Origin of the sequence: Gordonia insulae (assembly GCF_003855095.1) — a bacterium.
In the GTDB taxonomy this organism is placed as follows: Bacteria; Actinomycetota; Actinomycetes; order Mycobacteriales; family Mycobacteriaceae; genus Gordonia; species Gordonia insulae.
Window position 1 is genome coordinate 516,651 of record NZ_CP033972.1, and the last position, 20,292, is coordinate 536,942.

The window sequence follows — 20,292 nt, forward strand, 5'->3', positions numbered from 1 at the left end:
GGAACATGTCACATAACGATTGCATAACGGCCCGATCGGGGTCGCCGAGAGGCCGATCGAGCGCTCGGACACCGGCTGTCATCAGCAGGGATGGGCAGGGCTGCCACAACGCGTTAGGTGAACACCTGTGTTACCCGCGGGGTTACCCACGGGTATACCCGCAAGTCACAACAGAACATGAGGAAACCCTCATTTTCGTATGTCATCATTGGTGCACGTTCACGCCGACGGTTACTCATGGATGAGTGCCGGCAGCTGCGAGAAGTATTGCGCGGCAGGCGTGTTCCTCCAGTGCGCCAATGTTGCGCTGCGCTGGGGCAGTCCAGGCCACCGTACGACAAACGACGCGGGTGTTCGTGTGCCCGCGCTTTACGAAACGACGACCCGCCCCGAAACCCCGCGACACCGAGGCTCCCCCTCCGAGGTGTCGAGACAAGAGGAGAACCCGTGACCGTCGACCAATACCGTTCAGGAGAGCAGGGCGCGTCGCACGCGGACCGCCCGACCAGCACCTTGATCGACCGTCTCGCCGACGGCGAGCCGTACGCGATCAGTTTCGGCGGTCAGGGATCGCCGTGGCTGCCCACCCTGGCCGAGCTGGTCGTCGACGCGGACCTCGAGCATCGCATCGGCAAGATCGTCGCCGCCGCCGAACGCATCATCGATCCCGTCGCCCACCACCTCACGATCGCCGTGGTCGACGGGTTCCACCCGCTGACCTGGGTGCGCGCGCTCGACGCCGAGGAGTCGGTGCCCACCGACACCGAGCTCGCCGACTTCACCCTGTCCGGCCCGGGAGTCCTGCTCACCCAGCTCGCCGCCGTGGAGGCGCTCAAGAAGCAGGGTCTCGACACCGCTGTCATCGCACCGACCGCGGTCATCGGCCACTCCCAGGGCTCCATCGCCACGCACGCGATCGGCGCAGACGGACAGGCCGCGGAGTCGGGCCAGGGCCTGCTCCTCGCGATCGCTCACCTGATCGGCGCCGCCGGCACGCTCATCGCGCGTCGCCGCGGACTGGCCATCACCACCGACGGCACCCCCATGCTCGCCGTCAGCGGTGCCGTGCCCGCCCGCATCGAGGAGATCCTCGCCGAGTATCGCGCCGGCCTGAGTGAGGCCGAACTGGCCTCCGCGCCGGTCGTCGCGATCCGCAACGGCCGTCGCGCGGTCGCGCTGTCCGGCGCGCCGCGCCACCTCGCGGCCTTCGCCGCGCTGTGCGAGCGCATCGCCGACGCCGAGGCCGACGAGCGCAAGCGCAAGGTCGCCGGGGGAGCGCCCTTCGCACCCAAGTTCGATCACCTGAACGTGAGCGTCGCGTTCCATCACCCGACGATGGCCGAGGCCGTCGACCTCGTCGCGGAATGGGCCGACCAGTGCGGCATCGACCGCGACGCCGCGATCCGCCACGCCAATTCGATCCTGGTCGACCCGGTCGACTGGGTCGAGACGGTCGACGAGGTCGTCGGCGCCGGCGCCAAGTGGATTCTCGACTTCGGACCCGGCGATCTGGCCACCCGACTCACCTCCTCGCTGGTCCGCGGGCAGGGCGTCGGCCTGGTGTCGCCCGCCCTGCGCGTGGGACAGCGGAACCTGTTCAGCCCGGGCGGAATCCCCGAGGTCGCCCGTCCGTGGACGCAGTTCGCCCCGCAGCTCGTCGAGCTGCCCGACGGTCGCAAGGTCGTCGACACCTCCTTCACCCGTCTGACCGGTCGCTCGCCGATGCTGCTGGCCGGCATGACCCCGACGACGGTGGATCCCGCCATCGTCGCGGCCGCCGCGAACGCCGGGCACTGGGCCGAGCTCGCCGGTGGTGGGCAGGTCACCGAACAGATCTTCGCCGACAACGTCGCGAAGATGACCGGTCTCCTCGAGGAAGGTCGACAGGCACAGTTCAACGCACTGTTCCTCGATCCGTATCTGTGGAAGCTGCAGCTCGGTGGCAAGCGCATCGTGCAGAAGGCCCGCGCCCAGGGCGCGCCGATCGACGGTGTCGTGGTCTCCGCCGGCATCCCTGAACTCGAGGACGCGGTCGCACTCGTCGACGAGTTCGTCGAGGCCGGACTCCGGTACGTCGCGTTCAAGCCCGGCACCGTGGAGCAGATCCGCGCGGTGGTCCGCATCGCGGCCGAGGTGCCCCACCATCCGGTCATCGTGCAGATCGAGGGCGGTCGCGCGGGTGGTCACCACTCGTGGGAGGACCTCGACGATCTGCTGCTCGTCACCTACAGCGAACTCCGTGCGCGCAACAACGTGGTGATCTGTGTCGGTGGCGGCATCGGCACCCCGGAGCGCGCCAGCGAATACCTCACCGGCGCATGGTCGGCGGCCTACGGATACCCCTCGATGCCGCTCGACGGCATCCTGGTCGGCACCGCTGCGATGGCCACCAAGGAGGCCACCACCGCGCCCGAGGTCAAGCAGATGCTGGTGGACACCGTCGGCTGCGACGAGTGGATCGGTGCGGGACACGCGACCGCCGGTATGGCGTCGGGCCGCAGCCAGCTCGGTGCCGACATCCACGAGATCGACAACACCGCATCACGTTGCGGTCGCCTCCTGGACGAGGTCGCCGGTGACGCGGACGCGGTCGCGGACCGTCGGGACGAGATCATCGCCGCGATGGCCGACACGGCCAAGCCGTACTTCGGTGACGTCGCCGCCATGACCTACCGCGCATGGCTCGATCGCTACGCCACCCTCGCCGTCGGCGACGGTCGTTCCGATCAGCTCGCGTGGGCCGACATCACCTGGCAACAGCGCTTCACCGACATGCTGCAGCGCACCGAGGCGCGGATGAACCCGGTCGACTCCGGTGAGATCCCCACGATGTTCGCCGACGCCGGCAGCACCGACGACCCGCATGCCGCGATCGACGCGCTCGGCAGTGTGTACCCCGAGATCGAGACCGACGTCCTGCATCCCGCCGACGTCGCGTTCTTCCTCGAGCTCTGCCGTACCCCCGGCAAGCCGGTCAACTTCGTGCCCGTGATCGACAAGGACGTGCGCCGCTGGTGGCGGAGTGACTCCCTCTGGCAGGCCCACGATGCGCGCTACCCGGCCGACGCCGTCTGCATCATCCCCGGCCCGGTGGCCGTCTCCGGTATCACGCGCGTCGACGAGCCTGTCGGCGAATTGCTCGATCGCTTCGAGGCGCAGGTCGTCGCCGACCTGCGGGACGCGGGCACCGAATCGGTTGCCGTCCAGACACGTAAGCGCGCCGGTCTGGTCGACGGCGAGGGCACGATCGTGTCCGTGCTGGAGGCCGACGACGTGGAGTGGGTCGGCCGGATGGTTCCCAACCCCATCGCACTGCTCGGCGATCGTGGCCGCTGGACGCTGGTGGACCCGGATCGCGCCGAGCACGAGCCGACCGGTTCGGTTCTCGAACACGTGACCGAGGACCGCTACGACCTGGTGACTCCGATCTCCGGCTCGTCCGTGCGGATTCCGCTGCACGTCGACGCCACCCTGCTCGACGGGGGCAACCCGCGCGTCGGGATCGACGAGGCGTCGCAGGCGATGCGCGAGATCCTGACCGTCGCCGCCGGTGGTGAACTCGCCGCCGTCGAGGACGGCGTGTCCGTCACCACCGTGTCCTGGAACCCGGACAGTGTGGCCGATCACGCCGCGGTGACCGGCTACACCATGCCGGCAAACCTGCGCCCGACCACCCCGACCGAGCCCTTCGGCTTCGCGGTGCCCGACACCCTGGTCGGCGCGAGCTGGCCGAGCGTCTTCAGCGTCATCGGAGCCGCCCGTACCGAATCCGGCGCGCCGGTCGTCGAGGGCCTGCTCGATCTGGTCCACCTCGACCACGCCGTCGAACTGGTCGGTGAGATCCCCGCCACCGCAAGCGAATTGACCGTCACCGCGCGCTTCGGCGCCGTGTACGACACCGAGGTCGGACGGGTCGTGGAGGTCAACGTGGAGGTCGCCGGCGAGGCCGGTCCGATCGCCACGATGGCCGAGCGTTTCGCGATCCGCGGCCGCCTCGGTTCGGCCGAGCTCGCCGATCCGGCGCGCGCCGGTGGCGCGGCCGGCGACGAGCAGTCCGCCACCCGCAAGCTGCTGCGGACGGCCACCATCACCGCACCGAGCCGGATGACCGGCTTCGCCGCGGTCTCCGGCGACCGCAACCCGATCCACACCGATGCCTCGGCCGCGAAACTGGCCGGACTCGGTGATCCGATCGTGCACGGCATGTGGCTGTCCGCGGCCGCTCAGCAGGTCGTCACCGCCACCGACAGCAAGAACCCGATCCCCTCGGCCCGGCCGCTGCTCGGCTGGACCGCCCGCTACCTCGGCATGGTGCGGACGGGCGACAGCGTCACGGTCCGGGTCGACCGGGTCGGTCTCGACGCCGGCCGTGAGGTCGTCGAGGTCACCGCCAAGGTCGGCGACGACCTCGTGATGGCCGCGACCGGTCTGCTGGCCGCACCTCGCACCGTGTACGCCTTCCCCGGCCAGGGCATCCAGAGCAAGGGGATGGGACTCGACGCGCGATCGCGCTCGAAGGCCGCCCGCGAGATCTGGGACCGCGCCGACAAGCACACCCGTGAGGCCCTCGGCTTCTCGATCCTGGCGGTCGTGCGGGACAACCCGACGACACTGGTCGCCAACGGCACCACCTACAACCACCCCGACGGCGTGCTCTACCTGACGCAGTTCACCCAGGTCGCGATGGCGACCCTCGGTGTCGCGCAGATCGCGGAGCTCAAGGAGTCGGGTGGGTTCGTCGAGGGCGCCATCACCTGCGGTCACTCGGTCGGCGAGTACAACGCCCTCGCCGCGTGCGCCGGGGTGCTCCCGCTCGAGGCCGTCCTCGAGGTCGTGTTCCAGCGTGGCGAGGCCATGCATCATCTGGTCCCGCGAGATGAGTTGGGCCGCAGCGACTACCGGATGGCGGCGATCCGCCCGAGCCAGTTCGGACTGGCCGACGCCGACGTGCCCGGCTTCGTGGCCGAGGTCGGTCAGTCGGTCGGTGAGTTCCTGGAGGTCGTCAACCTCAACCTGCTGGGCTCGCAGTACGCGATCGCCGGCACTGTTCGTGGGCTCGAACACCTCGAGGACGAGATCGAGCGTCGCCGTACCGAGTTCGGTGGCAAACGCTCGTTCATCCTGGTCCCGGGTATCGACGTGCCGTTCCACTCGACGGTGCTGCGTGAGGGGGTGCCCGAGTTCCGTTCGAAGCTGGAAGGTTTGCTGCCCGAGCACATCGATCCGGCGATCCTGGTCGGGCATTACATCCCGAACCTCGTGCCGCGGCTGTTCACGCTGGACCGCTCGTTCATCGAGGAGATCGCCGCACTGGTGCCCTCCGATCCGCTGGACGCCGTTCTCGCGGACTGGGATTCGTGGGCGGCCAAGCCGGGCCAACTGGTCCGTGTCGTCCTGATCGAGCTGTTGGCCTGGCAGTTCGCCAGCCCGGTCCGCTGGATCGAGACCCAGGAACTGCTCTTCGCCGGACCCTCGCGCGACGGACTCGGCGTGCAGCGCTTCGTCGAGATCGGACTGAAGGGTGCGCCGACGCTCGCCGGCCTGGCCACCAACACCCTCAAGCTGGATGACTACGCATCGGCGACCACCGAGGTGGTCAACGTCGAGCGCGATTCCGACGTGATCCTGGCCAAGGACTCCGGTCCGGAGCCCGAGGACGAGATCGACGAGAGCGCGGCGGCCCCGGCCGCCGACGCACCGGCAGAGGCTGCGACTCCCGCGGCGGCTCCGGCCGCCGCACCGGCACCGGCAGCGGCATCGGGCCCGCGGCCCGACGACATCGCGTTCGGGCCGTCCGACGCGGTGAAGTCCGTGATCGCGCTGTGGACCAAGATGCGGACCGATCAGATCGGTTCCGCCGACACCATCGAGGCGCTGTGCGACGGTGTCTCGTCGCGCCGCAACCAGTTGCTGCTCGACATCGGCGGCGAGCTCGGTCTCGGCGCCATCGACGGTGCCGCCGAAGCCGACATGAACGCGCTCTCCTCGACCGTGCAGACGCTGGCCCGCGGCTACCGGCCGCTGGGACCGGTGCTCACCGACGCCGTCGGCGATCAGGTGCGCAAGGTGCTCGGCCCGGTGGGCAAGCGTCAGTCCTACATCACCGATCGCGTCACCAATGTGTGGCAGCTCGGCCCGGGCTGGGGACTGCACACCACGGTGGCGCTGGCCCTCGGCACCCGCGACGGTGCCAGTGTCCGCGGCGAGGATCTCGGCAACCTGCTCGACGGTGCGCTGGCGAATGCCGACGCTCTCGACGCGCTGATCGATCGCGCCGTCGGCGCGGTGGGTGCCGAACGCGGTGTCGCGGTGGCCAAGCCGGCCGCCGAGGGCGGTGGCGGCGCCACCGTCGACGCCGCGGCGCTGGGTGAGTTCACCGAACAGATCACCGGTCGCAACGGTGCGCTGGCCTCTGCCGCGTACACGGTGCTCGCCAAGCTCGGCCTGGCCGAGATCGACGAGGCCGGCGAGATCGTCGAGGACCCGAATGCGGCCATCGCCGAGAGGGTCAGCGCCGAACTCGGTTCGGACTGGGCACGCACCGTCGCACCGGCGTTCGACACCGCCAAGGTGGTACTGGTGGACGACCGCTGGGCCACCAGCCGTGAGGACCTCGTCCGCATCTGGCTGACCGACGAGCACGAGCTCGACGGTGACTTCGAGCACGTGGTCGGTCGCTTCGAGGGAGCCGGACACACCGTCGCAACCCACGCGACGTGGTGGCAGGGCAAGTCGTTGACGTCCGGAAATGCCGTGCACGCACGCACTTTCGCCGCGATCGCGGAGGCCGCCGAGGCGCCGGGTGTGGGGCAGTGGTCGAACGAGATCGCTGTCGTCACCGGTGCGGGCAAGGGTTCGATCGCCTCGGGCGTGATCGCCGGACTCCTGGCCGGCGGTGCGACCGTGATCGCCACGACGTCGCGTCTGGACTCGGGCAAACTCGCGTTCTACAAGAAGCTCTACCGCGAGAGCGCGCGGTTCGATGCGGCACTGTGGGTGGCCCCGGCCAACATGGCGTCCTACACCGACGTCGACGATCTGGTCGAGTGGATCGGTGCCGAGCAGACCGAGAACCTCGGTGGCACTACGTCGGTGATCAAGCCGGCGATGAAGCCGACCCTGCTCTTCCCGTTCGCCGCCCCGCGTGTCGCCGGTGACCTCACCGACGCCGGTGGTCGCGCCGAGCTGGAGATGAAGGTGCTGCTCTGGTCGGTCGAGCGGATGATCGCCGGCCTCGGTGAACTGCACGCCGATCACGACATCGCCGCCCGCGTCCACGTGGTGCTGCCCGGTTCGCCGAACCGCGGCATGTTCGGCGGTGACGGTGCCTACGGCGAGAGCAAGGCGTCGCTGGATGCGCTCGTCACCCGCTGGGCCGCGGAGGACTCCTGGAACCAGAGGACCACCATCGCCCATGCGCTCATCGGCTGGGTGCGCGGCACCGGGCTGATGGGTCACAACGACGGCATGGTCGACGCCGTCGAGGCCGCGGGGGTCCGTACCTGGAGCACCGACGAGATGGCCGCGAACCTGCTCGGCCTGTGCTCGCCGGAGAATCGGGAACACGCCCGGACCGAGGCGATCGTCGCCGACTTCACCGGCGGTCTCGATCCGTCGATCGATCTCAAGGCGCTCGCCGGAGCGGCCGCGGACGCGGCGACCGACGAGGATGCGGAGACCGAGGATGCGGTGACCACCGTGGCGGCGCTGCCCGCCCCGGCGCGCGCGCCGAAGGGAATGGCCCCGCAGTGGCCGTCCATCGACGCCCGTCCCGAGGATCTCGTCGTCATCGTCGGTGCCGGTGAGCTCGGGCCGTACGGCTCCTCGCGTACCCGCCTGGAGATGGAGGTCCACGAGAAGCTCTCGGCCGCAGGCGTTGTCGAACTCGCCTGGAACACCGGGCTGATCCACTGGGATACCGCGCCCAAGCCGGGCTGGTACGACACCGAGTCGGGCGATCCGGTGCCGGAGAGCGAGATCGCCGAGCGCTACCACGACGAGGTGGTGTCGCGCTGCGGCATCCGCCGCTACGCCGACGAGGGTGCGATGGTCGACAACACGTCGCCGTTGCTCACCTCGGTGTTCCTCGACGACGACCTCACCTTCACGGTGAGCTCCGAGGCCGAGGCCCGTGCGTTCGCGTCCGCCGCACCGGAGAAGACCCGGATCGTGGAGAACGCGGAGACCGGCGACTGGCAGGTCACCCGCCTGTCGGGTACCGAGATCCGGGTGCCCCGGCAGTTCTCGCTGTCGCGCACCGTCGGTGGTCAGATCCCGACCGGCTTCGACCCCACCCGCTGGGGCGTGACGCCGGACATGGCCGAGTCCATCGACCGGGTGGCGCTGTGGAACCTGGTGGCGACCGTCGATGCGTTCCTGTCGTCAGGCTTCACCCCGTCGGAACTGATGCGCTGGGTGCACCCCGGCCTGGTGGCCAACACCCAGGGCACCGGCATGGGTGGCATGACCTCGATGCGTGAGCTGTACATCAACACGCTGCTCGGCGAGTCCAAGGCGAACGACATCTTGCAGGAAGCACTGCCGAACATCGTTGCGGCCCATGTCGTCCAGTCCTACGTCGGTAGCTACGGCGCGATGATCCACCCGGTGGCCGCGTGTGCCACGGCGGCTGTCTCCGTCGAGGAGGGTGTGGACAAGATCCGCCTGGGCAAGGCGCTGTTCGCGGTGGCCGGCGGTTTCGACGATCTCGGTATCGAGGGCATCGTCGGATTCGGTGACATGTCCGCGACCGCGGAGTCGGCCAAGATGTCGGCCCGCGGGATCGAGGAACGGCGCTTCTCCCGGGCCAACGATCGCCGGCGCGGTGGGTTCGTCGAATCCGCCGGTGGCGGAACGATTCTGCTGGCCCGCGGTGACGTGGCCGCGCAGATGGGTCTGCCGGTGCTGGGTGTTGTCGCCTGGGCGCAGAGCTTCGGTGACGGTGTGCACACCTCGATCCCGGCCCCGGGTCTCGGAGCGCTGGGTGCCGCACGCGGAAACGACGCCTCGCCGCTGGCCTGCGCACTCAGCGCGCTGGGTGTGAGCGCCGACGACGTCGCGGTGGTCTCGAAGCACGACACCTCGACGCGGGCCAACGATCCCAACGAGTCCGAGCTGCACGAGCGGTTGGCGTCGGCGATCGGTCGCGGGGACGGTGCACCGCTGTTCGTGGTCTCGCAGAAGTCGCTCACCGGCCATGCCAAGGGTGGCGCCGCGGCCTTCCAGCTGATCGGCCTGTGCCAGTTGCTGCGCGACGGGGTGATCCCGCCGAACCGCAGCCTGGACTGTGTCGACGAGCAGATGCGGGAGTACCCGCACCTGGTGTGGCCGCGCGAGACACTGGACCTGGGCGAGCGATTCCCGCTCAAGGCGGGTCTGCTGACCAGCCTCGGCTTCGGTCACGTCTCCGGACTGATCGCCGTGGTCCATCCGGAAGCCTTTGTGGCGACCCTGGATTCGGAGCAGGCGGAGGTCTACCGCCAGCAGTCCGCGGAGCGTGCCCGCAAGGGCAACCACCGCCTGCTGGAGGCGATGTGCGGGGTCGAGCCGGCCTACCAGCGTCCGCCGAACCGTCGGTTCGACAGCGTGGCCGACGAGCACGACGCCGAGGCCGAGCTGCTGCTCGACCCGTCGGTGCGGCTCGCCGCCGGTGGCAACTACGGTCGCGTCGGCGGAGCGGAGTGAAGCCCGAGACGGATGCGGCGATGAGCGTCCTCGGAGTGGGTATCGACATCGTGTCGATCCCGGAGTTCGGTGATCAACTGAAGCAGCCGGGAACGACGTTCGCGGACCGGTTCACGGTCCGCGAACGTCGGGACGCGGCTGCGGGCACCGGCGACGAGGCACGACATCTGGCCGCACGATGGGCCGCCAAGGAGGCGGTGGTGAAAGCGTGGTCGGTGAGCCGGTTCTCGCGTTCGCCGCTGCTGCCGCTCATCCGCCACAGCGACATCGAGGTGGTGACCGACAACTGGGGTCGTCCGGCGATCCGCCTCGGCGGTGAGATCGGGGAGCTCCTCAAGGACACCCGGCTGCACATCTCGCTGACCCACGACGGCGACACCGCCGCCGCGGTCGCGATCCTCGAGGGGGTCTGAGCGACGCGCATGCTCGACGAGAATCCGCGCACGCACGACGGTGGACGCCCGTCGGGCGTGCGCGGAACTCGTCGGGGCACGGTCAGCCCTCCGCGGTCGTCTCCTCGAGGAGGAGATAGCCGGCGAGCATCCGTTTGAGTTCCGCGACGGTCTCGTCGTGATCGTGACCGTCCTGCACGGAGAAACTGAGCACCGAGTACACGGTGTGCACGAGCACCTGCGACATCATCTCGCGGCGGGTGCGTTGGGTGGCCGTGAGTGGCGCCAGGATGCGGGCGACCTGCTCGGCGAGCACCTTCTCGTTCTGCGAGGCGGTCGCGCGGGTGGCGGGGGTCGACTGCACGGCCAGCCACACGGCACGGCGGGACGGATCGTCGCGCCATAGTGCCGCGAGGTGATCGAGGAACTTCTCGAGCAGATGCGGCCACTCCAGCGACGGGATCTCGGACGAGAACGCGGCCAGTTCCTCACGGACATCCACGGTGTCCTGGCGGTCGAGTTCACAGACGATCACGTACTTGTTGGCGAAGTACTGATAGAGCGTGCCGATCGGCACCTCGGCGCGCGACGCGATCTCCTCACATGTCAGTGACTCGAACCCGACGTCGATGAGCAGATTGCGGGCCGCGGTCAACATCGCGGAGAACTTCTTCTTGCTGCGCTCCTGCGTGGGCCGCTTACGCGGGACCAGCGGTTCGGCGAGTGGTGTGGACATGTGTGGTCATCCCTGCGGGAGGGGTCACACCGAGAGGTCGCGCCGGAGCTTGGCGACGTGGCCGGTGGCTCGCACGTTGTACTGCGCCACCTCGATCGTCCCGTCCTCGCCGACGAGGAAAGTGGACCGGATCACTCCGGTCACGGTCTTGCCGTACATCTTTTTCTCGCCGAACGCACCCCACTCGGTCAGGACCTTCTTGTCCGGGTCGGACAGCAGCGGGAAGGTGAGGCCCTCGTTCTCGACGAACTTCGCCAGCTTGGCCGGCTTGTCGGGCGAGATACCGACGACCTCGATGCCCGCCGATTCGAGTTCGGCGAGATTGTCGCGGAAATCACATGCCTGCTTCGTGCATCCCGGCGTCGAGGCGGCGGGATAGAAGTAGACGATGACCTTGCGGCCCGCGTAATCGGACAGGGAAACGGGCTTGTCCTGCGAGTCGGGGAGCGTGAATGCGGGCGCTCGGTCTCCGACGGACAGCCTCGTGGTCGCTGGCATACCGTCACGCTAGTCGATCGGTCGGTGGACCGGCCTCGGCAGGCGTGCACCGAATGTCGGGATCGCGGGATTCGGATGGGGGACCGCTGCGACAGAACTGCCTGCACACGCCGGGGTTCACGCCGAGATGCCGTAGTCTCGAAAAGTCGAATGGACGACGGGCGTGGTGTCGGGCTTGCCGGTTGTCCGGCCGACCCGATGTCGCCGTCAACACTTTGGGAGGAATCACGTGGCCGGGGATACCGAACGTATCGAGCAGGACATCGCGCAGGCGCGTGAAGACCTGGCCAAGACCCTTGATGCGCTGGCCGATCGCGCCAACCCGCAGCGCCTGGCCCAGGATGCCAAGGGCAAGGCGATCGCTGCGCTGAACCAGCCGGCAGTGAAGTACACCCTCGCGGGCGTGGGGGTGTTGGCGGTGGTCCTGGTGGTCCGAAAGATCGTGCGGTGAGCGCGGTTCGCGACACGCACTCACCTCGAAGTCGACGCCGCGGAACCACGATCGGATCCGCCCTGATGGTCGGTCTCGCGGTCACGGCGCTCGCCGGCTGCTCCACGTCGCCGAGCTACCCGGACTCCGTCACCGAGGCCCAGAGCCTGGATTCGATGGCGCAGCCGACCATCTCGGTGACCGGCTGGCGCGACCAGCCGATGAACGACAAGGCCGTCGGTGTCATGCCGGGCGCGCCGATCGTCGTGACCGCGCACGACGGCAGTCTCTCGTCGGTCGAGGTCTCCGGACCCGACGGCACCGTGTCCGGCAAGACGTCGCCGGATGGTGCCACGTGGCAGTCGACCGGGCCGCTCGACTTCGGAGCCGACTACACCTTGACCGCTGCGGCGCGCGGAATCGACGGCGCCGGCGCACGCAAGATCGGCTTCACCACCGCGTCGGCCGACTCGCTCGCCGATGCGTCCACGGTGACCTCCGACGGCGAGACCGTCGGCGTCGGCCAGCCGGTCGCGATCAACTTCGACACGCCGGTCGCGGACAAACGCAACGCGCAGAACGCGATCAAGGTCACCACCGACCCGCCCGTCGAGGGCGCCTTCTACTGGCTCAACGACAGCATGGTGCGGTGGCGGCCCCAACATTTCTGGAAACCCGGCACCAAGGTGCATGTGGCGGTGAAGACCAAGGGCATCGACCTCGGTGACGGTGTGTTCGGCGACAACAACCTGGACTCCGACTTCACGGTCGGTCGCAGCTTCGTCGCGGTCGCCGACGACAAGACCAAGCAGATCACCATCTCCGTCAACGGCAAGGTCGTGAAGACGATGCCCACGTCGATGGGCAAGGACTCCACGCCCACGAACAACGGGACCTACATCGTGGCCGAACGCGAGCCCAGCGTGATCATGGACTCGTCGACCTACGGCGTGCCGGTGAATTCGTCGGAGGGTTACCGGGAGACGGTCTATGACGCGACCCGAATCTCGTTCAGCGGCATCTATGTCCACTCCGCCCCGTGGTCGCTCGGGGATCAGGGGGTCGACGACGTGAGCAACGGCTGTCTGAACGTGAGCCCGGAGAACGCGCAGTGGTTCCTCGACCATGCGTTGCGCGGCGACATCGTGATCGCGAAAAACACTGTCGGTCCGCCGCTTCCGGGTGACGACGGTCTCGGCGACTGGAACGTCCCGTGGGCGGTCTGGAAGAAGGGAAACTCCTGATCGAGCCGTCGCACAGGGCCTTTGCGCAGGCGATTTCACTTCTGTCGCCGTGACATGTAAGGTTCCTTTTCGCACCGGCAAGCGCCATTAGCTCAATTGGCAGAGCAGCTGACTCTTAATCAGCGGGTTCGGGGTTCGAGTCCCTGATGGCGCACCACCACAAAAGACGCCCCGCAACGATGCGGGGCGTCTTTTGTGTCGAGTTGAACGCACTCATGGTCGGCGTGGTCATCCGGCGGATCGACTCGGACAAACCGGTCGCGAGTTGTCTCGTACACTTGTGTTCGGATCGCGGGTCAGGGGGCGCGTCGGCGCAGACGCCGCGCGGTGTGGTCGTCGTGGTGGTTACTAGGTTGGAGGATCATGGGGATCAGTCGTACCCGCACGGGTCGTCGTTCGCCGCTCGCACTCATCGGTATGGCCGTCGCGCTCGTCGCGGTGGTCTCGTCCTGCTCGCAGGAGCCGACCTACTCGTCCGATGTGGGCAGCTCGAACCTCATCGACGACATGCTGAAGCCGGGCGTCGAGGTCTCCGAGTGGGGGGATCGTCCGCTGGCCGATCAGGCCGTCGGAATCCAGCCGGGAGCGCCCATCCGCGTCGCGGCCCGGGAAGGGTCCATCACCGACGTCCGGATCGCCAAGGCCGACGGCTCGCCGGTCAAGGGTGAGCTGTCCGAGGACGGCACCACCTGGATCAGCGCGGAGCCGCTGGGCTACAACCGCACGTACACCCTGCAGGCCGATGCGGTGGGCATCGGTGGCAAGAGCACCAAACGTGTCTCGTTCACCACGCGCGCACCGAACAACCTGACGCAGGCCTACCTCACGCCGTCGCCGAACGAGACCGTCGGTGTCGGTCAGCCGGTGGCGGTGAAGTTCGACGAGCCGATCACGGACAAGAAGGCCGCCCAGCAGGCCATCAAGATCACCACCGATCCGCCGACCGCCGGCGCCTTCTACTGGATCAGCGAGTCCGAGGTGCGCTGGCGCCCGCAGCACTGGTGGAAGCCGGGGACCAAGGTCAATGTCGCGGTCAACACCTACGGCATCGACCTGGGCGACGGCACCTTCGGTCAGGAGAACGTGCGGACCAACTTCCGGGTCGGTCGTTCGATGATCATCACCGCGGACGACAACACCAAGCAGGTGACGTTCAGTCGCGACGGCAAGGTCATCCGCACCATGCCGACGTCGATGGGCAAGCCCGGGGACGAGACCGACAACGGCATCTACCTCGTCTCCGACAAGCACGACCACATCATCATGGACTCGTCGACCTATGGCGTGCCGAGCAATTCGGCCAACGGGTATCGCACCCCGGTCGACTACGCGACCCGGATGTCCTACAGCGGGATCTTCTTCCATTCCGCGCCGTGGTCGGTCTGGGCCCAGGGCAACACCAACACCAGTCACGGCTGCCTGAACCTCAGCCCTGACAACGCCCTCTGGGTCATGCAGAACACCCTGCGCGGCGATCCGGTGGTCGTGAAGAACACCACCGGCGGCACCCTGTCCGGTACCGACGGACTCGGTGACTGGAACGTGCCGTGGGCCGAGTGGTCCAAGGGCAACGCCTGACAATCACCCCGGACCGTCGTCAGGATGCGGCCGAATCGATAGTGCCACTGGACACTGTTACGATCGTCGCTGACAGTAATGCCGACGACAAGGGTGCACCGACATGGCCGAACGTTCCTCCTGGGAAAACGATGATCTGACTGCTCTGCGCGATCTCGCCCGCAGCTTCTGCGAGAAGGAGATCAAGCCGAACATCGAGAAGTTCATCGACCAGCATCACGTGGACCGCGACCTGTGGAACAAGGCGGGCGACCTGGGGCTGCTCTGCATGTCGATCCCGGAGGAGTACGGCGGCGGCGGTGGGAGTTTTGCCCACGAGGCCGTGCTGATCGAGGAACAGGCGCGCATCGCCGACTCGTCCTGGGGTGCCAGCCTGCACAACGGGATCGTCGCGCACTACCTCCTCGCGTACGGCTCGGAGGAACAGAAGAAGAGCTGGCTGCCGAAGATGGCCAGCGGAGAAGCGGTGGGCGCCATCGCGATGACCGAACCCGGGACGGGCTCGGACCTGCAGAACGTCAAGACCAAGGCCATCCAGCAGGGCGACGAGTACGTGATCGACGGGTCGAAGACCTTCATCACCAACGGCAGCCAGGCCGACCTGATCATCGTGGTCGCCAAGACCGACGTGAGTGAGGGTGCCAAGGGGATCTCCCTGATCCTGGTCGAGGCCGATCGGGAGGGCTTCCGCCGCGGACGCGTGCTCGACAAGGTCGGCCAGCGCGGCCAGGACACCTCCGAGCTCTTCTTCGACGGCGTGCGGGTGCCGACCTCGAATCTGCTGGGGGCGCAGGAGGGGCAGGGATTCGTCCAGTTGATGCAGCAACTCCCGCAGGAGCGGCTCATCATCGCCGTGGCGTCGGTCGCGGGCATGGAGTCCGCGGTCGCGCAGACCATCGAATACACCAAGGACCGCACCGCATTCGGCCGACCTATCTTCGGATTCCAGAACACCAAGTTCAAACTCGCCGAGGCGGCCACCGAGACCCGGATCGCACGAGTCTTCGTGGACGACTGCATCACCAAGCACCTCGACGGCAAGCTCGACATCCCGACCGTGGCGATGGCCAAGTGGTGGACCAGTGATCGGGCGATGGTGGTGGCCGACGAATGCCTGCAGCTGTTCGGCGGCTACGGATACATGAACGAGTACCCGATCGCGCGCATGTGGGCGGACAACCGGGTGCAGAAGATCTACGCCGGCACCAACGAGATCATGAAGGAGATCATCGCGCGCTCGCTCTGACGCTCGTCCCGGAACGGTGACCGCGCTCGTCGCGCGGATCGGCCGGATGGGCGCCGCCGACCGCACCGCGTTGCCGGCCGTCGAGGTGACGCGGTGCTCGGCGAGGCGGGCGTCGGGTTATCGTTTCGCGATCACGTCGTGTACCTCCGCACAGTGACGTCGGTGATAGATTCCTCCTGATCACGACCGAGGGGACCACGACGATGACCGCACGCTCCGCGGGCCTGCTGGCGGTGTGCGCCGCGCTCGTCGCCGGTCTTCTCTCCGTCGCGGGTCCTGCGGACGCCGCGCCGTCCTGGCTACCGAGTTCCGGGTGCGAGGCAGACCTGCCGCCCAAGCCCCGCCCGAAACCGTTCGACCCGCGTGACCTGATCCCGAAGGTGCCCGACCGGATCGGTATCCCGCTGCCGTACCCGCGGATTCGCCCAGTCCCCGAACCGGAGTCGGCCGAGAAGCCGCCGGTGCGGATCCCGTCACAACAACCGCCGAAGAATCCGTGCACGGACCCGTGCCCCGACATCACCGACCCACCGAAGCCGAAGCGTTCCACCGGACCCGCACTGAGCATCGAGTTCCCGAAGATCACCCTGGATCCGGCGCCCAAGGACATCCCGGTACCGGTGCCCAACCCGAACCCGGCGCCGCGCCCGCCGCGTCCGCCGGTGATCCATCCCGGCTTCGCGTCGGCGCCGGTGACCATGAAACCGGCGCCGCCGCGCATCCGCGGGGTCGACCTCGTCTCGACCCTGACGGGGAAGGGGTCGACGAGTCGTACCGACAAGAGGTGGCAGATCCACGGCACCGACCTGGGCATCATGTGGGAAGCGGCGCCGGGCAAGATCGCCGTCGCCTTCGGCGACACCTTCGGCAAGGGATTCAAGCCCCCGGGCGCCAACGGACGGGACTGGCGCAGCAACGTGCTCGGCTTCAGCTCGGATCGGAAACTGTCCGACGGCATGTCGATCGACACCATGGTGCAGGACAGCCGGTGTCACGCCGCTCAGATACTCAGTGCGCGTCACATCGACCGCTACGAGATGACCACCATCCCGACGTCGGGTTTCGCGATCGGTGACCGGCAGTTCATGAGCTATATGTCGGTGCGGACCTGGGGTCCGATCCCGGGCGTCTGGCTGACCAACTACGGCGGGTTGGCCTACTCCGACGACGGCGGTTCGACCTGGACCAAGGACCCGTATGCCCGCTGGGACAACATCTTCGGGACGAGCCAGTTCCAGGTCTCGTCGATGGTGCCCGAGGGCGACCACGTCTACATGTTCGGTACGCCCAACTCGCGCATCGGATCCGTGGGTGTGGCGCGGGTGCGTACCGAGGATGTGTTGAACAAGACCGCATACCAGTACTGGCGGGACGGGCGTTGGGTCCCGGCTCGGGACGGCAACGTCGCCTCCCCGATCTTCTTCGGCCCGGCGGGAGAGTTGTCCGCACGATACGACGACGCGTCTCAGCGGTGGCAACTGAGTTACCTCGACGCGGTGCGGGGTTCGATCGTGCTGCGGACCGCGCGCTCACCGCAGGGCGTGTGGTCGGAGCCGTCGGAGCTGGTGCACTCCAACCGATATGCCCAGTTGTACGGCGGATTCCTGCATCCGTGGTCCAGCGGTCGCGACCTGTACTTCACCATGTCGACCTGGACCCAGTACAACGTGTCGCTGATGCGCGCGGATATCGGCTGACGGGCGTCGGCGAGACCACGTCAGCCGAGCCGCCAGCACGCATGTCGCGTGTGCCGGCGTTCAGTCGACGCCGAAGGTGTTCGACGTCCCGGTGAACGACCGCACGGTCCCGGCGCCGTCGCGGTGGTCACCGTGATACCGGATCCGGAATCGGCCGGACGTGCCGTCGGGGATGGACCACTCGATCCGGATGACCGACGCCGCGGTGTCGCCCGCGGGCCGCCGCCAGCGCAGCGTGGTCTCCCAGTCATTGTCGGTCGCCACGGTCGTCCAGCCGATCCCGACCCGGCGTTGGACCTCGAGATAGGTCCCACCGGTGCGGAAGTCGTTGTTCGGGTGCGCGCCGACGAACTCGGCGACGGCGACCTGCCCGGGACGGTACCCGGCCGCCGGTGCCATCAGGACGTCACCATAGGACCGTCCCGGCACGGGGCGGTCCGGCGGGGGCGTCGGGAGCAGGTCCGGCTGGAAACCCGACTTGTCGAGCGGGGCGGGCCCGCGGCCGGGGTCGGTGCCCGACGCCATCGCGGCGGCGAGCGCATGGAACTCCTGCATGTAGGCGGACAGCGTCCAGCGGCCGTACTGCGTCTCCCCACCCTCGTACTGCTGGGTGTCGTATTCCTCAGGGGTCGTCACGTACTGCGTGTAGGCATTCGAATACCCCTGCACCAGAACGTTGTCCATGCTCACCTTCAGTCCGTCGGCGACCACCTGACGCAGCCTGAGACCGGCGACGATCGTGGCCTCCGCGGGGACCGCGACGAGGACGAGGTCGCCGATACGCAGGATCTGCAGCGGGACCACATGCGGTATCCACGGTGCCGGCGGGAGCAGGCCCAGCGGGAAGACGATGAGTTTCGGTGCCTGCATATCCCGGATCCAGGGCGACACCGGCGGACGCTTGTCCCCGCCGAATGCGGTGACCACCGGGTTGGTCATGCCCTCCTTCAAGAACGGGAGTTGCGACTTCCAGTTGTCCTCGGTGCTGGTCGCGGCGGCGGCCGCACCCATCATCGCCGGCGTCGTCGAGGCCGGCCTGCCCTCGGGCGTGTAGGTGCCGTCGATCCGCACCGACGACATGTCGACGTAGTGGACGATGGAATCCACCCCGCCGCGAGTCATCGGGCGCGCGTTGTCGAAGGCGGAACGACCGGCCAGATACTGGCGCTCACCGACGAGTTCACAGTTTCGTTTGTTGTCCCGGGTCGGGCCGCCCGGATGCATCTTCACCAGGTCGAGGTTGGGGGTCATGTCGCCGGAGTTGGTCTGTGGGAACGCCGCGACGAAGCCGGGTTGAGTGCTTTCCCAGCGGTAACTCGCGTAGCCCTTGTTGTCGCCGGCGATCAGCCGGTTGCGATCGGTCAGCGAGGTGCCGTGCGTGGGAAACCACGTGATGGCACCGATGTCCTTGTCTCCCTGTCGGAACCGCAGCACGGTAACCTCCGGGTCGATCGCCCCGGGGAAGTGTCTGCGGTCCGAGGCCGGGTTGCGGTCGAAGGCCACCTTCGAGCGGTTGCGGCTCGCGTCGTGGAGCTCCCCGCGACCGACGGCTATGGTCCCGGGCGCGAGGCTCGCGTGGGCGCGCACGATCGCGGTGTAGATGCCTTCCAGTTCGGCGTCGTAGGAGTTCTTCTTGAAGCCGTAGGCGGCGAGCGAGTAGGCGAAATCCCAGGCGGTGCCGCCGCACGATGCGTGCGTGTGCGTGGCGTTGAGATTGACATTGCGCTCGGTGTAGAGCGAGCCGAACCTCTTGCGCAGCCGCGGCATCAGGCCCATGTGGTGGGATTGGAACAGACACGCGATGTCGCTGGTCACGAAGACGACGCGTTCGCCCGTCGTCTTGTCGACCACGATGTAGGCGCGGGCCCAACATCGTTGGAGCAGGCCTGCGGCGACTTGGTCGGCGTCGGAGTACCCCATCATGCCCTGGCCGGCGATCGCGCCGGTCATGTCGGCGATGCCGCACCCGACGAGGTAGTCGGCGCTCCCCGCCGGAGCCGCGCCCGCCCCGTTCGGCGTCGCACTCGCGGCCGGTTGCCCGGCGACGAGTGCGACGCCGCCCCCGACGGCGGTTGCGGCGGCTCCGGCGAGAAGCTGTCTGCGTGTCACGTCCACGATCGGTTCCCCCTGTCGATCCGCGACGCTCACCGCGCGGAAAGTGTTGTCGGTCAGTGTGTTCGCGTCACGTGTGTGAGCATCAAGGTGACCGTGGCCTCGGCGATCCGGATGCAGACGCCGCGGTCGCGGGTGTTCAGATAAGCCAGCGTGATGCCGTCGGTCGCGGCGACCACGAGTGGCGCCAACTCGTGGGTCGGTCGGTCCCAGTCGACATCCGCCTGACGTGCGGCCAGGGCGAGACCGTCGGCGATCGCCTCGTAGTAGCGGCGGTACATGTCCGCGCCGAGCGTCGCGAGGCCCCGAGTCTGCCGCGCGTACTGGTTCAACGAGATCATCGCCTGCTCGCGATCCGGGTCCGCCACCACCCCGTCGATGTAGCCGGACAGACTCTCGCGCAGCATGATGCGGATGCCGTCGATGCCGGTGGTGGTGCCCGATGCCGTGATCGTGAGGGCCTCGGCGATCACCGAGAGTTCCGTGTCGGTCCCGCGTTGGACCAAGGCTGCGAGCAGGTCGTCGCGGGACGCGAAGACGTAGTGGAACGTCGACAGGGTGACACCGGCCTCGGCACTGATCGCCCGGGTGGTGGCGCCGTCCACCCCGTTGCGGGCGATCACACGGAAAGCGGCGTCGAGCAACAACTCTCGTCGCTTCTCGACGGGCATGCGG

Annotated in this window: 12 protein-coding genes and 1 tRNA gene; 9 read left to right on the forward strand and 4 right to left on the reverse strand. The window is 68.1% G+C overall.

Annotation, left to right across the window (positions count from 1 at the left end; translation table 11 throughout):
• The first annotated feature begins 447 nt into the window (after positions 1 to 447).
• Together D7316_RS02480 and acpS are read left to right on the forward strand one after the other, a co-directional pair.
• Positions 448 to 9,684 (forward strand): type I polyketide synthase, encoded by a 9,237-nt coding sequence (locus D7316_RS02480; RefSeq protein WP_124706892.1) that lies wholly within the window; start codon positions 448 to 450, stop codon positions 9,682 to 9,684.
• A 20-nt stretch (positions 9,685 to 9,704) separates the two neighbouring features.
• A complete protein-coding gene (acpS, locus tag D7316_RS02485; protein WP_124711056.1) occupies positions 9,705 to 10,097 on the forward strand; it encodes a holo-ACP synthase AcpS in 393 nt (130 codons plus the stop codon).
• Between the two features lie 82 nt (positions 10,098 to 10,179).
• Here acpS and D7316_RS02490 read toward each other — a convergent pair whose 3' ends face one another.
• Positions 10,180 to 10,812 (reverse strand): TetR/AcrR family transcriptional regulator, encoded by a 633-nt coding sequence (locus D7316_RS02490; RefSeq protein WP_124706893.1) that lies wholly within the window; start codon positions 10,810 to 10,812, stop codon positions 10,180 to 10,182.
• A 24-nt stretch (positions 10,813 to 10,836) separates the two neighbouring features.
• Positions 10,837 to 11,310, reverse strand: coding sequence for a thioredoxin-dependent thiol peroxidase (gene bcp, locus D7316_RS02495; protein ID WP_124706894.1), 474 nt, complete (start codon positions 11,308 to 11,310; stop codon positions 10,837 to 10,839).
• Between the two features lie 229 nt (positions 11,311 to 11,539).
• Here bcp and D7316_RS02500 point away from each other — a divergent pair, with 229 nt between their 5' ends.
• From D7316_RS02500 to D7316_RS02525, 7 genes are all read left to right on the forward strand, one after another.
• Positions 11,540 to 11,761 (forward strand): DUF3618 domain-containing protein, encoded by a 222-nt coding sequence (locus tag D7316_RS02500; RefSeq protein ID WP_124706895.1) that lies wholly within the window; start codon positions 11,540 to 11,542, stop codon positions 11,759 to 11,761.
• A gap of 65 nt (positions 11,762 to 11,826) precedes the next feature.
• A complete protein-coding gene (locus tag D7316_RS02505; RefSeq protein ID WP_124706896.1) occupies positions 11,827 to 12,984 on the forward strand; it encodes a L,D-transpeptidase in 1,158 nt (385 codons plus the stop codon).
• Between the two features lie 81 nt (positions 12,985 to 13,065).
• Positions 13,066 to 13,141 (forward strand) — tRNA-Lys (locus tag D7316_RS02510).
• 206 nt (positions 13,142 to 13,347) lie between these two features.
• On the forward strand, positions 13,348 to 14,562 hold the full coding sequence (locus D7316_RS02515; RefSeq protein ID WP_124706897.1) for a L,D-transpeptidase: 1,215 nt from the start codon (positions 13,348 to 13,350) through the stop codon (positions 14,560 to 14,562).
• A gap of 103 nt (positions 14,563 to 14,665) precedes the next feature.
• Positions 14,666 to 15,808, forward strand: coding sequence for an acyl-CoA dehydrogenase family protein (locus tag D7316_RS02520; RefSeq protein WP_124706898.1), 1,143 nt, complete (start codon positions 14,666 to 14,668; stop codon positions 15,806 to 15,808).
• Between the two features lie 16 nt (positions 15,809 to 15,824).
• Complete coding sequence (locus D7316_RS27050; RefSeq protein WP_164473715.1) at positions 15,825 to 15,965, forward strand: hypothetical protein; 141 nt, start codon at positions 15,825 to 15,827, stop codon at positions 15,963 to 15,965.
• 46 nt (positions 15,966 to 16,011) lie between these two features.
• Entirely contained in the window at positions 16,012 to 17,505 is a 1,494-nt protein-coding gene (locus D7316_RS02525) for a DUF4185 domain-containing protein (RefSeq protein WP_124706899.1), read from the forward strand.
• 60 nt (positions 17,506 to 17,565) lie between these two features.
• Here the strand turns inward: D7316_RS02525 and D7316_RS02530 are convergent, their stop codons facing one another.
• Both D7316_RS02530 and D7316_RS02535 read right to left on the reverse strand, forming a co-directional pair.
• Positions 17,566 to 19,620 (reverse strand): neutral/alkaline ceramidase, encoded by a 2,055-nt coding sequence (locus D7316_RS02530; RefSeq protein WP_124706900.1) that lies wholly within the window; start codon positions 19,618 to 19,620, stop codon positions 17,566 to 17,568.
• 53 nt (positions 19,621 to 19,673) lie between these two features.
• On the reverse strand, positions 19,674 to 20,288 hold the full coding sequence (locus D7316_RS02535) for a TetR/AcrR family transcriptional regulator (protein WP_164473860.1): 615 nt from the start codon (positions 20,286 to 20,288) through the stop codon (positions 19,674 to 19,676).
• Between the last annotated feature and the right edge of the window lie 4 nt (positions 20,289 to 20,292).

Coding starts and splice junctions, on each gene's coding strand:
- D7316_RS02505 (WP_124706896.1), top strand. CDS start 11,827: ATGGTCGGTCTCGCGGTCACGGCGCTCGCCGGCTGCTCCACGTCGCCG.
- D7316_RS02525 (WP_124706899.1), top strand. CDS start 16,012: ATGACCGCACGCTCCGCGGGCCTGCTGGCGGTGTGCGCCGCGCTCGTC.
- D7316_RS02515 (WP_124706897.1), top strand. CDS start 13,348: ATGGGGATCAGTCGTACCCGCACGGGTCGTCGTTCGCCGCTCGCACTC.
- bcp (WP_124706894.1), bottom strand. CDS start 11,310: ATGCCAGCGACCACGAGGCTGTCCGTCGGAGACCGAGCGCCCGCATTC.
- D7316_RS02520 (WP_124706898.1), top strand. CDS start 14,666: ATGGCCGAACGTTCCTCCTGGGAAAACGATGATCTGACTGCTCTGCGC.
- D7316_RS02535 (WP_164473860.1), bottom strand. CDS start 20,288: ATGCCCGTCGAGAAGCGACGAGAGTTGTTGCTCGACGCCGCTTTCCGT.
- acpS (WP_124711056.1), top strand. CDS start 9,705: ATGAGCGTCCTCGGAGTGGGTATCGACATCGTGTCGATCCCGGAGTTC.
- D7316_RS02490 (WP_124706893.1), bottom strand. CDS start 10,812: ATGTCCACACCACTCGCCGAACCGCTGGTCCCGCGTAAGCGGCCCACG.